Genomic DNA, 12,841 nt, shown 5'->3' with positions numbered 1-12,841 from the left:
AATGAAAACAGAAATTGCAGAAGTTTTTATGAATCCTGTTCGTCAGAGAATTATTCAATATTTACTGGTGCACGAAAAAGGAACTGTAAAGGAAATAAAAAAAGCATTGCCGGATGTTCCCAGTGCCAGTTTATATCGTCACATTAAAATATTGAATGATAATGCATTTATTATTGTTATCGGGGAAAATAAGATTCGCGGAACAGTGGAAAATGTGTATCAATTGAACAGGGAGGCATTAGAGGTTGACGATGAGAATGGGACTGCTGTTCAGATGTCGTTGTTAAGTCTCTGTGCGGCATTTGCAAAGTATTTCTCCAGCGGTAATGCAAATCCGAAAAAGGATTTATTGATGCTTACCAGTTGTACGCTCACATTGACGGATGAGGAATTTATAAAATTTCTGACAGAACTGAATGAAGTTGCAACAAAATACATGTCAAAACCAGTTGCGAAAACAAGTGTATCAAGACAGATTACATTAGTTTCATCACCTGTTGATAAAACACAAATCGTAAATGAGCCAGACGCTGAGACGCAGAGCTGATCCGAAAAGAAAAATGGATTGGTTCTGCGTTTTGTTTATGACGATGAGAAGGGAGAATAGGAAATTGTTGAATTATTATGCATCTTGGTATCAGTTTTATGTATGTTAGTTGTCTGTACATCGACAATGGAATTAAATTGCGGTAGAGTAACCCTGTAACTGTAGTAACCTGGAAGGAGGCTAAGTTGGAAAATCAATCAAATAATTATAAGATAGTACGCAAGATTGCAAAAATAGGAAAAATACTTAGCAAGGTGGCTTTTGTGTTTTCAATCATAGGTATTTGTGGATGCCTTGTGGGACTGCTTAGCAATCTATTTGGAAGTGGGAAGGTTCTTAAAATCGGAGGTGTTACCATTTACGGTTTGCTGGCAGACTTTACTGCTTATAATGTGAACAGTATCAGTGCGACTTTGGTGACATGGCTGATTGTATGTATTGGTCAGGCTGTACTTGCAAAGTTCGCAGAGCTTTATTTTTGTAATGCCCTGATGGCAGGAACACCATTTACTGAGACAGGAGCAAGAGAATTGAGAAGACTTGGAATCATGGCGATAGCTATCCCAACAGGATGCGTGGTTTTAGCGGAAATCGTACAGGGAATCATGAACGGCTTTATGAATGTGACGGCAGATGAATGGACAGACTTAAGCTTTGATAATGAGGCCTCTATCATTGTGGGCGTTATGTTTATTGTCTGCTCATTTCTATGCGGTTATGGTGCTGAAGTGTTAGAGGGCAAGAATAAAGTACCGGAATAGAGGGTATTGCTCGTTAAGAGCGGAATGGAGATAGCATGAAAATAAAGGTAAATACACTAACAACAGATGTGTTTCTTGAACTATATACATCAGTTGGCTGGGAGCCACCTTGCAGAGAACAGGTGGAATGTGCCTTGAAAAATATAGCAGCTTCGTTTGTGGCATACGAAGAAGAAAAGGCAATCGGTATGGTTAGGGTTATCGGAGATGGCGGCATGTCATTTTACATAAAAGATTTTGCTGTCTTGCCCGAATATCAGGGAAAAGGTGTTGGGCAAATGTTGCTTATGGAGTTGCAGAAGTATTTATTGGAGCACAAGCCGGAGGATTGGGCGGTCAGTCTGGAACTGATCAGTACGAAAGAAGCAGTTGGATTTTATAAAAAGCATGGGTTTGAGGAAAGAGCATGTGAGTGGGATGTCGCACAAGATCCGGGTGACCTTGGTTTGCGAGAGCCAAAACGGAGCGTAGAACCAGGAATGTTCAAAATGATACGGAATAATGCAATTTAAAAATTGAGTAATATTAGAAAGGGACAGAAAACATGAAGATTAGAAAAATGGTAATAGAAGATTATGAAAAAGTGTATCAGTTATGGATGTCATGTGCTGGTATGGGACTCAATAACCTGGATGATTCCAAAGAAGGCATTGAGAAGTTCCTGAGAAGAAATCCGGACACCTGTTTTGTGGCAGAAGATCAAGAAATTGTTGGTGTAATCTTAGCGGGAAATGATGGCAGGCGAGGATATATCTATCATACGGCGGTACACCCGGATTATAGAAAACAGGGGATTGCTGCAAGTTTAGTAGAGCATGTAGAAAAGGCAATGGTCGAACTTGAAATTCACAAGGTGGCTTTGGTAGTGTTTGATCGAAATGATACAGGCAATATGTTTTGGAAAAAGCAGGGATTTACGGTAAGAGAAGACTTGATTTACCGTAATAAAGCGTTGGCGGAAATCGTCAGAATTGATACATGAGTATAAAGAAGTAGAGGGAGGAGCAGTAATGACGAGATTATATATTGTAGAGGGGCTTCCATGCTCCGGAATATCATAAATGTCGGCTTGGTTTCGTGCCGGATCTGAAGGACATGGATATGTGCGAGGCGGAGAAATATGATGGATCCGATGATTACAGGCTGTTTTATTTCGGGGAGCAACTAAAAAGTATCGAGAAGGAAAAACTTTATTTTCCGAAATTTTCACATGCATAAAGAAGGGAGAAAAAGATAAAACTCTTGACAAATAAACGACCGTTTACTACTATTGAGATGTGAACAGTCGTTTATTCTTTGCTTGGAGGAGAATAGTGTTAAAAATACGGCTGATGCAGAATTTTTATACACGGCTATTTGTGCCGCAGACGTCACAAAATGGCCCTGATCGCAGAGCATAATCTGATATTTTGCTCACGATTCCTTCGGCTGCTTCCTGGAGCATTGCAAGGCAGAGCGGGCGGAAAGAGGATTTTGAAGCCTATTTTAAAAGAGATCTGGATGCATATACAAAGGAGCGGAGTGCATCAAAGGGTAAAATGAAAAAAATACATTATTATTCTAGGGTAATTGGGGAGAAGAGGGAGGTATATGTATACACTCCTCCCCAATATTCTAAGGATAAAAAATATCCTGTGCTTTATCTGCTTCATGGAATTGGCTGTGTATATCACAATTAGAAAGAGCAAAAGAAAGCACAGGCACAGGAGGATTAAAAGATGAAATGTTCAAAATGTGGTAAGGAAATGAGAAAAGGATATTTCTTTAGCAGTAAGGACGGAGCTTTCAGCTTTGCAAATGAAGTACCGGGCGTTTTCGAAAACGCAAAAAACGCAGATGGTTTTGTAGAGATAACAAAACTCAAGCCAGGTCACAGGACAAGAGTGGAAGCAAACTGCTGCCAAGAATGTAGAAAGATAGTGATTAATTACTGAGAGTGACAAGACGCTAAAACCTAGAGCAGGAGACCGTTTCAAGGAGACCGTTTCAAGTTTTGTGTAAACTCAAAAAACTGACATAAGATTTTATTGATAGTTATACTAAGAGCAGAGACCAGATTTTGGCTCTCTGCTCTATCTGCATTATACAGGTATAAATGCTCATGTCAAATAGATTTCCCTAGAATTCTGCTTTTTCCAGCCGTTCTTCAAAATAGATCTCCAGCTGGGCTCGTATCTGGGACCAGTCCCTGCGGCGTCCGGTCCATTTTTTAGTGATGTCCATGGTAGCCAGATAGAGCATTTTTAAGAGGCTGTCACCACTTGGAAATACAGTCCTGCTTTTGGTGACCTTACGCAGCTGCCGGTTGAATCCTTCACTGCGGACGTGATAGTGGATCGCATCCATTTGCATACATAGATATGATCTTTTCTTCCATGTCCTGAGTGACTGTATTCTGATATTTTGGTATCAGCTGCGGTTCATACTCCCCTTTGCGGTCCCTGGGTATTGCAATGTCCATATCCTCATAACTGGTGCGCATTGCTGCTTTTTGTGGTGAATCACTTTTTCTTCTTGTCATAATAAAAAACCTCCAAACTGAGTAATGTTATCTTACATCAGTTTGAAGGTTTACACAAACTAGAAACGGTCTCGCGAAATGAATCATTTCGTTCTTCTATTCAAATTTGGCCACTTTGATTTCGCGTATCATATCACGTAAATGTTCTGCTTCGTTATTCATTTCCTGGCTTGCTGCAGCACACTCTTCAGAAGTTGCCGAATTGCTTTGTACAACATCATTAATCTGTTCGATTCCTACATTTATCTGCTGGATTTCCTCTGTCTGGGTTGCAAGTGTATCTGCAATTCCTGATACTTCTTCGGTAATCATTTTCGAACTTTTTGCGATTTCTTCAAGCTGTTGGGCAGTCTCTTCTGCAAGCAAGACTCCTTTTCCGACAGCATTGACAGATGTTTTAATTAAAGCAGCCGATTCTTTTACTGCCTGTGCACTTTGATCTGCCAGCTGATTCACCTGATTAGCTACAACTGCAAATCCTCTTCCTGCTTCTCCGGCTCTTGCTGCTTCAATGGAAGCATTTAATGCAAGAAGATTCGTCTGCGATGCAATATCATTAATTGTTTCAATAATCTTATCTATCTGCATAGATGAATCCTTGATTTCAAGCATGGATTGAACCATCTCATGCATCTTAGAATCATTTTCTAAAATATGATCTCCTAGTTCCACTACCTTTGTACTTATTTCGCTGGCTGTCTCTGAATTATGTCTTACCTGTTCTGAAACATTCTCAACTGTTGCCGTCAATTCTTCTACGGATGCTGCCTGATTCGTAGCTCCATCCGCCAACTCTGTTGACCCTGCTGACACCTGTCCTGCGCCACCTGACACCTGATTGGAAGCTTGTTGTATCCCTTTTACCATCTTCGCCATACTTTTTTCAAAATCCATAAAAGAGTGTAAAATTCCAATAAAGTCGCCCTTCCATTCTACATTAGGCTGCACATCAAAATTTCCTTCTGAAAACAGTTTCATCGCACGATCAATATCATCTACATATGAACCAAGAATCCGAATAGATTTACGCATACTATGTGCCAATCGTCCAATTTCATCTTCTGAACGATAATCTAACGTACTATGCAAGTTTCCCTCTGTTAATTCTTTTGCAACATCCTCAATGGCATGTAAAGGCTCTAAAATACTGTAAAGAACTTTCTTGCTCGTTTTTCTTGAACTGATCCATGCCAAAGTTAAAAAGAAAATAATACAAATAATGCCTACAACAGCATAAAGTATGGTGTTTCTTACTGCCTCGTTGCTGACGTTATCAGTAAAATCATCTAGTTCTAGAGCAAGATTTACCAATTTATTTAATGCAGGAGTACATTTTGTAAGAATATCCTCAATCCCTTTCTCTTTCTGTCCCGATTTGATCTCATTCAAAATAGATGAACATATAGTTTCCCAATCAGATAAGGCTGTTGCATATTCCTCATACTTCTTCTTTGAAACAATGCCCGAGCTTTTTATTATTTTCAGCTGTGAATCAATATCGTCAAGTAAGTTTGCTATGGTCTGTTCATAACTAGTATAAGATGATGTGTCATCCTTTAGTGCCATTTCTCTCACATTTCTTGCTGCAGCATTTACATCCACTCTGCACATCTTAACAGCTATATCAGAAGTATTAATTTTATTAACATAATGTACAAGACTTGCAAGCAACATGCCTATCGCTGCAATAGAAAGTATTCCAGAAATAAGCATCATTATAATTACTTTTTTATATCCGTAGCCTATTCTTTCTCGTAACTGCATATTTTCGATTTTTGTCTTAAAAAATTTAGTGTACATTATTCTCTAGTTCCTTTCTTATAGTTTGTATTCTTAATTCTGCAAGATTTTATCATTCTCATATATATATTTCTTGCAGAATTGTGTTTACAAATGATATAATTGTGTCGAAAATGCATTAGGAGGCATCTAATATGAAATTTGCTGATTACAATTATATCGCCACAATGATAGGTGATTTTTCCGGAGTTCCAGTACATATTTATAAAAACAATGAACTTATTTTTTATTATTCTATAACTCATTTTATAAAAGATCCCATTTCCATACATCAGTCAGATATTCTTAAAATCTCTGATCACATCGGTTATTTGCTGACAGATAATTTCAGTTGCTATGGCATTGTCAATTCTAATGAATATAAATTTGTGATCGGACCAACAAAACAAGTTTCCAGCACTGCTTCAAATCTGCTGGAACTAGCAATTCAATTAGATATTCCAAAAGAAGATATTGATGAATTTATAATTGCCATGCAGGAAATTAAACACATACCTTTTGAAAATCTTATGCAGATCATGTGCTTTTTAAATTATATACTAAACAATGAAAAATGTTCTCTTGAAGATATTTTTATTGATGATTCCTTACAGGAGCATTTTGCAAAAAAAACAAGCCGTCATGGAACAGACCATTCTCTCTCGGATAAGCTTTCTGAGCAGGATATAATATTCCACAGTACGTATGATCTGGAAGAAAATTTTATGAATATGATTCGAAAAGGAGATTACATTTCTATATCGAATCTACTTGAAAATTCACCGATATTCAAGAAAGATGTAATGGAAAGTAACCATCTGCGCTTTTTTAAAAATTCATTTGTTGCCATTGCAACACTTGCTTCACGTGCAGCAATCCAGGGTGGTATGAATCCTGACGATGCTTTTACACTAATTGATAACTACATTCTTATGTGTGAATTACTAGATGATTGCAATCGGATCAATAATCTTGGTCGTCTTATGGTCATAGACTTTGCAAAACGAGTAAATCAACTATACAAAGGAACACAAGCATCGCACCTTATTTTAGATGTATCGAATTACATTAACCGTCATATGTCAGAGGCAATTACCGTAGAAGCAATGTCAAAAGAATTTTTTATGAGCCGGTCTTATCTTTCGAAACGTTTTAAGGCTGAAAGCAATGTTACTTTAACAGATTTTATTCTTACTAAAAAAATAGATGAAGCCAAACATCTGCTCCGTTACACGAAACAATCTCTAACTGCTATCAGTCTTCATCTTGGTTTTTCTTCGCCCGGACATTTTTCGCGTGTCTTCCGGAAATATGCTTCTATTTCACCTAAGGAATACCGTGAGAAAAACACGAACTGACATATGTTAAATCTTTATACAATCTTAATACCGAATTAGAGACTTTTATACCATCTTTGAAAGCAACTATATATAATAAAATCAGCACAAAGATAGCAGTATTTAGAATCAATAAGAAGGAGTGCTGATTATTTATGTTAGAAAAAACATATAAGAAAAAACATCTGACATCCTTTCAGTTAATTATTCTGGGGTTTGCAGGAGTGATCCTTTTGGGAACCGTTCTGCTGATGCTTCCATTTTCTACTTTAGATAAAGTATCAACTCCATTTCATGAGGCCCTTTTTACAGCTACTTCCGCAGTATGTGTGACAGGCCTTGTTGTGAAGGATACTGGAAGCTACTGGTCCGTGGCAGGACAGACGATTATTCTTGTACTCATACAAATTGGCGGACTTGGCGTGGTAACGGTGGCAGCATCTGTTTCCCTTCTTTCTGGGAAAAAAATATCTCTTATGCAAAGAAGCACCATGCAGGATGCGATATCAGCACCTAAAGTGGGCGGAATTGTCAGACTGACAAGATTTATCTTAAAGGGAACATTTCTGATAGAGGCTGCAGGAGCGCTGTTGTTACTGCCGGCTTTTTTCTCTGATTATGGCGGAAAGGGAATCTGGATGTCAGTGTTTCATTCAATCTCTGCTTTTTGTAATGCCGGGTTTGATATTCTGGGGACGGCTGACAATCCCTTTCCTTCGTTGACCGGGTATTCTGGAAATGTCCATGTAAATGTGGGAATTATGCTGTTGATCATTGTAGGAGGGATTGGTTTTCTCACCTGGGATGATATTTATACGAATAAACTGAACATTAAACGTTACCGTATGCAAAGCAAGATTATTCTGATGACTACTGCAGGCCTGATCTTAATACCTACAGTTTTTTTCTTTGTCTGTGATCTAAAAAATTTATCCGCAGGAAAACGCCTGTTAGCTGCGGTGTTCCAATCGGTAACGACAAGGACAGCTGGATTTAACACGATAAATATTTCAAAGATGAGTGAGGCTTCAAAAGCTGTTATGATCCTGTTGATGTTAGTAGGTGGTTCACCGGGTTCTACAGCAGGTGGAATGAAAACGACAACCTTCACGGTGCTTATTTTAAATGCGATTGCGACATTTAGAAGCCAGGAAAACGTAGAGGCTTTTGGAAGAAGATTGGAACATTATGTGATAAAAAATGCAGCAACGATAGCTATGCTTTATTTTACCATGTTTTTTTGCGGTGGAATCGCAATCAGTGTATACGAAGGTCTTCCACTTTTAGATTGTCTGTATGAAGCTGCTTCAGCTGTAGGCACGGTAGGACTGACACTGGGGATTACACCGGGACTGCATGTTTTTTCGCAAACCGTGCTGGTTATACTTATGTATCTGGGACGTGTGGGCGGTCTGACTTTGATATATGCGGTGTTTTCCGGAAGAAGCAAGGGGAATGCAAAACTGCCCATGGAGAAGATTACAGTTGGATAGAAGGAGAGAGATAGAATTATGAAGAATGTATTGCTTGTTGGACTTGGAAGATTTGGAAAGCATATTGCTATGCAGTTAAGCCAGCTGGGACATGAAATTATGGCGGTTGACTGGAATGAAGAAAGGGTGGGCGAGGTACTGCCGTTTGTGACCAATGCACAAATCGGTGACAGCACTAATGCGGAATTTTTGCGCTCTCTTGGGATTGGAAACTATGATATTTGTTTTGTGGCCATTGGGGGAAGCTTCCAAAATTCCCTTGAAACAACGTCACTTCTTAAAGAATTGGGAGCCAAACTGGTAATCTCCAGGGCTGAACGTGATGTTCAGGAAAAATTTCTTTTACGTAATGGTGCCGATAAAGTGGTTTATCCCGAAAAACAGGTTGCAAAATGGGCCTCTATCCGTTACACAGATGACCATATCCTTGACTATATGGAGGTAGATGCGTCCAATGCGATCTTTGAGGTAGAAGTGCCAGAAGGATGGGCTGGAAAGACAGTGGGTGAGCTGGATGTCAGGAAACGTTATAACATTAATATCCTGGCAGTAAAGGATGAAGGGGAATTTAGTATTGCAATTTCCCCGGATACGTATTTAGCAGAGAATAATAAAATACTGGTGTTAGGAGAATACAGGGCACTTCAGAAATGCTTCCGTATATAATTAAGTTGCCGGATAGACTGGTAAAGAGGTGATGGTAATGGTACAGGGAATGTTAGCGGTTGCTGTGTTTTGTATGTTTGGTTTTTGCTTTTATATTGCCAATAAAATAGATCAGTTTTTTGATGCCATCCAGGAAACGGTCAAAGATAAACCGGAAAGAAAGCAGACAGGATTAAAGATACTGTTTTTGAACACTCTTTCAGATAATGAATTGCTAAAAGAGGTTCACGAGTGTAAAAGGCAATATAAAGAAGCGAAAATTATCATTTTTGATGGACAGGCTGAAGAGGCAGAAAAGATTTTGACTATAACGCAGTCGAATGATATAATTTCCAAAACGTTAGAAAAAGGGGATTGGAAGGATGAATCAGAAAATTGAAGATGATACTCAAAAGGCAGATGACCATATTCTTGTTTGTCTGTCCGCAGCACCCTCGAATCTAAAAATAATAGATACAGCAGCAAAGATGGCAAATGCACTGCAGGCGCATTTTACGGCTCTGTATGTGCAGACTGGTACAAAAGCAGAAGCCATGGATAAAGAAAAGCTGGGAGAACATATCCGGTATGCGGAAACACTTGGGGCAGAAATAGTAATGACCCATGGGGAAAATGTGCCCGTGCAGATTGCAGAATATGCCAGACTTTCCGGTGTTACAATAATTGTTATAGGACAAAGCAATGCCAGACGAAATCACTTTTTCAGCAAATCAACTTTGACGGAAAAGCTAATTGAAATTATACCGGACATTGATATTCATATAGTTCAGGATGCGGTGAAAAATAGAACCTATTCGAAACGATCATTTACAGAACTTGCGGAAAAACCATCTGTAAAAGACTATGTCTTAACAGCTTTTATATTTGTAGTATGTACTTTAATCGGTCTATTATTTCAAAAGCTGAATTTCACGGATACAAATATTGTAACTATATACATTTTTGGGGTTTTGATTACTTCAATCGTGACAGATGGATATTTTTGCAGCATAGCCGGGTCTTTTTTAAGTGTATTTTTATTTTGTTTTTTTCTTACAGAGCCGAGAATGTCTTTTCAGACGTATGCGGTGGGATATCCGGTAACATTTCTTATCATGCTTATTTCGTCTGTGCTTACAGGAACACTTGCGGCAAAGCTGAAAACACATGCAAAACTGTCCGCGCAGCTTGCCTTTCGTACACAGATTCTGTTTGACACAGATCGCCTGCTGCAAAGGGAAAAAGGAGAAACGGAGATTCTTGGAGTTACCTGTACACAGTTGATTCGCTTATTAAACCGCAATATTACAGCGTATATTGTGAAAAATGGAACTTTATCAGAGGGGAAACTTTTCTCTGGGGAAAAAGAAAATTCGGATGATTTTTTGACGCAAGAAGAGCAGGATGTAGCCAGATGGACCTATGAAAACAGACAGCGTGCCGGTGTATCCACACATCATTTTCCCCAGGCCAAATGTTTATATCTGGCAATTCGAAGTGGGAATAATGTTTATGGCGTAATTGGGATACCGATGCAAAAAGAAACACTGGATTCTTATGAATACAGTATTCTGCTTTCTGTGATAAATGGATGTGCACTTGCTATGGAGAACGCACAAAACGCTATGGAAAAAGAGAAAAATGCGATTTTAGCCAAAAATGAGCAGCTCCGTGCAGATCTTCTCCGTGCAATCTCTCATGATCTTCGGACCCCGCTCTGTTCCATTTCCGGCAATGCAGATATGCTCCTTGGCAACAGCGAACGCTTGGACGAAGCTACTAGGCATCAGATTTACACCGACATCTATGATGATTCCGAATGGCTGATCGGAGTTGTGGAGAATCTTCTTTCCATTACCAGGTTGAATGATGGAAGATTGAAATTTAAATTTACGGATCAGCTTTTGGATGAAGTGATTGCGGAGTCACTTCGGCATATAAGCCGGAAACATGATGATTATAAAATTATGACAGACTGTGAAGAACTTGTTCTTGTACGTATGGATGTACAGCTTATTATACAGGTTCTGGTAAATTTAATTGATAATGCAATAAAATATACGCTGCCAGGTTCCGTAATCTGCATTCGGGGAATCAAAACAGAGGGGAAAGCACAGATAAGTGTAGAAGATAATGGACCTGGAATTCCGGAAGAAATGAAGTCACATATTTTTGAGATGTTTTATACAGGAAAAACAACAGTTGCAGATAGTCATCGGAGTCTGGGACTTGGTTTGGCACTTTGCCATTCTATCATAGAAGCACATAACGGAACTCTGATCCTTACGGATCATGCTCCCCATGGGTGCAATTTTATTTTTACATTACCATTAAGTGAGGTGACATTAAATGAATAAAGCATTAATACTTGTGGTTGAGGATGACAGGCCCATACGTAACCTGATCATTACTACATTAAAAACACATGATTATAAATATCTGGCAGCAGAAAACGGATCTTCAGCTATTCTGGAAGCTTCGTCTCATAATCCGGATATTGTTCTTCTGGATCTGGGTCTCCCGGATCTAGAAGGAGTAGAGGTAATAAAGAAAATTCGGACATGGTCGAATATGCCGATTATTGTGATCAGTGCCAGAAGTGAGGATACGGATAAAATAGAAGCATTGGATGCAGGGGCTGATGATTACATTACAAAACCATTTTCAGTAGAGGAATTACTTGCACGTATCCGTGTCACTCAAAGGAGGCTTGCTATAACACAGACAGGGGATCAGCTGGAAACCTCTATTTTTGAAAATGGGGAATTAAAGATAGATTATACTGCCGGCTGCACATATCTGAAGGGAGAAGAACTACATTTGACGCCCATAGAGTATAAGCTGCTCTGCCTTTTATCTCGCAATGTGGGCAGGGTACTGACACATACCTATATTACCCAGCGGATTTGGGGACGATGTTTGGAAAATGATGTCGCTTCTCTTAGGGTTTTTATGGCAACACTGCGGAAAAAACTAGAACCTGAGAAAAACGGGGAAAAATATATCCAGACGCATATTGGTATTGGATATCGTATGCTTAGAATTGAGAAAACAGAGCATGAGACAAACAGCTAAGAAGTAGTTTCTTGTTCGAGTATATGCTCAAATTTTTACTTCTATTAGTTGCGTGGCACAATATCTGAGATGATGTTGTCATATCCAGTATGAGGATTAAGTCATATGCTTTTGGTATGAGCAGAAATGTTCAAGCAAACTGCCAGTGGTTATTCAGAGGGAAGCGTTTTCGCTTCCCTTTTTTTGGGGGTGCGCCTAGCGGAGAACGTTTCTAATGGGAGAAAGTCCCTGATCCACCCTGGTAGTGGGAAAAATTCTTCCGGTAAGACTTCCAAAAGTTTATGAATGAGAATGTTGCAGGTAATGATTTTATTAAAGCACACAAGTTCCGTTTTATTGCACTGGCTTTGCACATAGAGAATGGATGCAGGTTGAATATATAATGTTTTTTATTTCGTGCCTATTATAATGTATAAAAGAGAAAAAATGCAAGAAAATTTTTGTTTGACTTTTTCGAAAAAGAAAAATATAATACTGGTAAACGAGTAGCAGACTAGCGTAAATCCAGTTTTACTACTCTTTTTTTTGTGCACCTGCTGTCGCACATTATGAAAATATATCATGCAGTTAAAAGTGTGTAGCTTATCAGCGTAAGTCCAGCTTATGAGGTAAGTATACACTTTTTTTTATGCAGAAAAGGAGCTTCCTGTATAATAAAAAATGTGGATGTTGAAAATTGAAAA

The 12,841-nt window shown here is 38.8% G+C and carries 14 protein-coding genes and 1 pseudogene; 12 read left to right on the top strand and 3 right to left on the bottom strand.

Annotated features, from left to right (window positions below):
• Nucleotide 1 precedes the first annotated feature (1 nt).
• The 6 genes from DXB73_RS00070 (at nt 2) to DXB73_RS00045 (ending at nt 3,242) form a co-directional block, all read left to right on the top strand.
• The gene (locus tag DXB73_RS00070) at nt 2–547 is read left to right on the top strand and encodes a helix-turn-helix domain-containing protein (RefSeq protein WP_118689752.1); all 546 of its coding nucleotides are present in this window, start codon (nt 2–4) and stop codon (nt 545–547) included.
• 185 nt (nt 548–732) lie between these two features.
• Nucleotides 733–1,308 (top strand): hypothetical protein, encoded by a 576-nt coding sequence (locus DXB73_RS00065; protein ID WP_118689751.1) that lies wholly within the window; start codon nt 733–735, stop codon nt 1,306–1,308.
• 35 nt (nt 1,309–1,343) lie between these two features.
• A complete protein-coding gene (locus DXB73_RS00060; RefSeq protein WP_118689750.1) occupies nt 1,344–1,820 on the top strand; it encodes a GNAT family N-acetyltransferase in 477 nt (158 codons plus the stop codon).
• 32 nt (nt 1,821–1,852) lie between these two features.
• Nucleotides 1,853–2,290, top strand: a complete 438-nt coding sequence (locus DXB73_RS00055; protein ID WP_118689749.1) for a GNAT family N-acetyltransferase — start codon at nt 1,853–1,855, stop codon at nt 2,288–2,290.
• A 556-nt stretch (nt 2,291–2,846) separates the two neighbouring features.
• Entirely contained in the window at nt 2,847–2,987 is a 141-nt protein-coding gene (locus tag DXB73_RS15030; RefSeq protein WP_118690026.1) for an alpha/beta hydrolase-fold protein, read from the top strand.
• 39 nt (nt 2,988–3,026) lie between these two features.
• Nucleotides 3,027–3,242 (top strand): PF20097 family protein, encoded by a 216-nt coding sequence (locus tag DXB73_RS00045; RefSeq protein WP_118689748.1) that lies wholly within the window; start codon nt 3,027–3,029, stop codon nt 3,240–3,242.
• Nucleotides 3,243–3,426: 184 nt separating this feature from the next.
• Here DXB73_RS00045 and DXB73_RS14745 read toward each other — a convergent pair.
• From DXB73_RS14745 to DXB73_RS00035, 3 genes and pseudogenes are all read right to left on the bottom strand, one after another.
• A pseudogene (locus tag DXB73_RS14745) lies at nt 3,427–3,624 on the bottom strand (IS256 family transposase); the annotation flags it as partial.
• A complete protein-coding gene (locus DXB73_RS14740; protein WP_243103969.1) occupies nt 3,623–3,769 on the bottom strand; it encodes a transposase in 147 nt (48 codons plus the stop codon). The gene DXB73_RS14740 and the pseudogene DXB73_RS14745, both read right to left, overlap by 2 nt.
• A 156-nt stretch (nt 3,770–3,925) precedes the next feature.
• Nucleotides 3,926–5,629 (bottom strand): methyl-accepting chemotaxis protein, encoded by a 1,704-nt coding sequence (locus DXB73_RS00035; RefSeq protein ID WP_118689747.1) that lies wholly within the window; start codon nt 5,627–5,629, stop codon nt 3,926–3,928.
• Between the two features lie 134 nt (nt 5,630–5,763).
• Here DXB73_RS00035 and DXB73_RS00030 point away from each other — a divergent pair, with 134 nt between their 5' ends.
• From DXB73_RS00030 to DXB73_RS00005, 6 genes are all read left to right on the top strand, one after another.
• On the top strand, nt 5,764–6,966 hold the full coding sequence (locus DXB73_RS00030) for a helix-turn-helix domain-containing protein (protein WP_118689746.1): 1,203 nt from the start codon (nt 5,764–5,766) through the stop codon (nt 6,964–6,966).
• 134 nt (nt 6,967–7,100) lie between these two features.
• Entirely contained in the window at nt 7,101–8,438 is a 1,338-nt protein-coding gene (locus DXB73_RS00025) for a potassium transporter TrkG (protein ID WP_118689745.1), read from the top strand.
• A gap of 18 nt (nt 8,439–8,456) precedes the next feature.
• Nucleotides 8,457–9,104 (top strand): TrkA family potassium uptake protein, encoded by a 648-nt coding sequence (locus DXB73_RS00020; RefSeq protein ID WP_118689744.1) that lies wholly within the window; start codon nt 8,457–8,459, stop codon nt 9,102–9,104.
• Between the two features lie 37 nt (nt 9,105–9,141).
• On the top strand, nt 9,142–9,483 hold the full coding sequence (locus tag DXB73_RS00015; RefSeq protein ID WP_118689743.1) for a hypothetical protein: 342 nt from the start codon (nt 9,142–9,144) through the stop codon (nt 9,481–9,483).
• Entirely contained in the window at nt 9,467–11,440 is a 1,974-nt protein-coding gene (locus DXB73_RS00010; protein WP_118689742.1) for a DUF4118 domain-containing protein, read from the top strand. Before DXB73_RS00015 ends, DXB73_RS00010 begins: the two co-directional genes overlap by 17 nt.
• Nucleotides 11,433–12,158 (top strand): response regulator transcription factor, encoded by a 726-nt coding sequence (locus DXB73_RS00005; RefSeq protein ID WP_022024839.1) that lies wholly within the window; start codon nt 11,433–11,435, stop codon nt 12,156–12,158. The genes DXB73_RS00010 and DXB73_RS00005 overlap by 8 nt, the downstream gene beginning before the upstream one ends.
• Nucleotides 12,159–12,841 lie beyond the last annotated feature (683 nt).

The organism is Clostridium sp. OM05-6BH, from assembly GCF_003481635.1.
Taxonomy (GTDB): domain Bacteria; phylum Bacillota; class Clostridia; order Lachnospirales; family Lachnospiraceae; genus Butyribacter.
The sequence above is the reverse complement of the archived record's forward strand: the minus strand, read 5'-3'. Positions and strand labels throughout refer to the sequence as shown.

Excerpts from the sequence above, each read along its gene's own strand:
- DXB73_RS00070 (WP_118689752.1), top strand. The coding sequence starts at position 2 with ATGAAAACAGAAATTGCAGAAGTTTTTATGAATCCTGTTCGTCAGAGA.
- DXB73_RS00060 (WP_118689750.1), top strand. The coding sequence starts at position 1,344 with ATGAAAATAAAGGTAAATACACTAACAACAGATGTGTTTCTTGAACTA.
- DXB73_RS00055 (WP_118689749.1), top strand. The coding sequence starts at position 1,853 with ATGAAGATTAGAAAAATGGTAATAGAAGATTATGAAAAAGTGTATCAG.
- DXB73_RS15030 (WP_118690026.1), top strand. The coding sequence starts at position 2,847 with ATGAAAAAAATACATTATTATTCTAGGGTAATTGGGGAGAAGAGGGAG.
- DXB73_RS00045 (WP_118689748.1), top strand. The coding sequence starts at position 3,027 with ATGAAATGTTCAAAATGTGGTAAGGAAATGAGAAAAGGATATTTCTTT.
- DXB73_RS14740 (WP_243103969.1), bottom strand. The coding sequence starts at position 3,769 with ATGGACATTGCAATACCCAGGGACCGCAAAGGGGAGTATGAACCGCAG.
- DXB73_RS00035 (WP_118689747.1), bottom strand. The coding sequence starts at position 5,629 with ATGTACACTAAATTTTTTAAGACAAAAATCGAAAATATGCAGTTACGA.
- DXB73_RS00030 (WP_118689746.1), top strand. The coding sequence starts at position 5,764 with ATGAAATTTGCTGATTACAATTATATCGCCACAATGATAGGTGATTTT.
- DXB73_RS00025 (WP_118689745.1), top strand. The coding sequence starts at position 7,101 with ATGTTAGAAAAAACATATAAGAAAAAACATCTGACATCCTTTCAGTTA.
- DXB73_RS00020 (WP_118689744.1), top strand. The coding sequence starts at position 8,457 with ATGAAGAATGTATTGCTTGTTGGACTTGGAAGATTTGGAAAGCATATT.
- DXB73_RS00015 (WP_118689743.1), top strand. The coding sequence starts at position 9,142 with ATGGTACAGGGAATGTTAGCGGTTGCTGTGTTTTGTATGTTTGGTTTT.
- DXB73_RS00010 (WP_118689742.1), top strand. The coding sequence starts at position 9,467 with ATGAATCAGAAAATTGAAGATGATACTCAAAAGGCAGATGACCATATT.
- DXB73_RS00005 (WP_022024839.1), top strand. The coding sequence starts at position 11,433 with ATGAATAAAGCATTAATACTTGTGGTTGAGGATGACAGGCCCATACGT.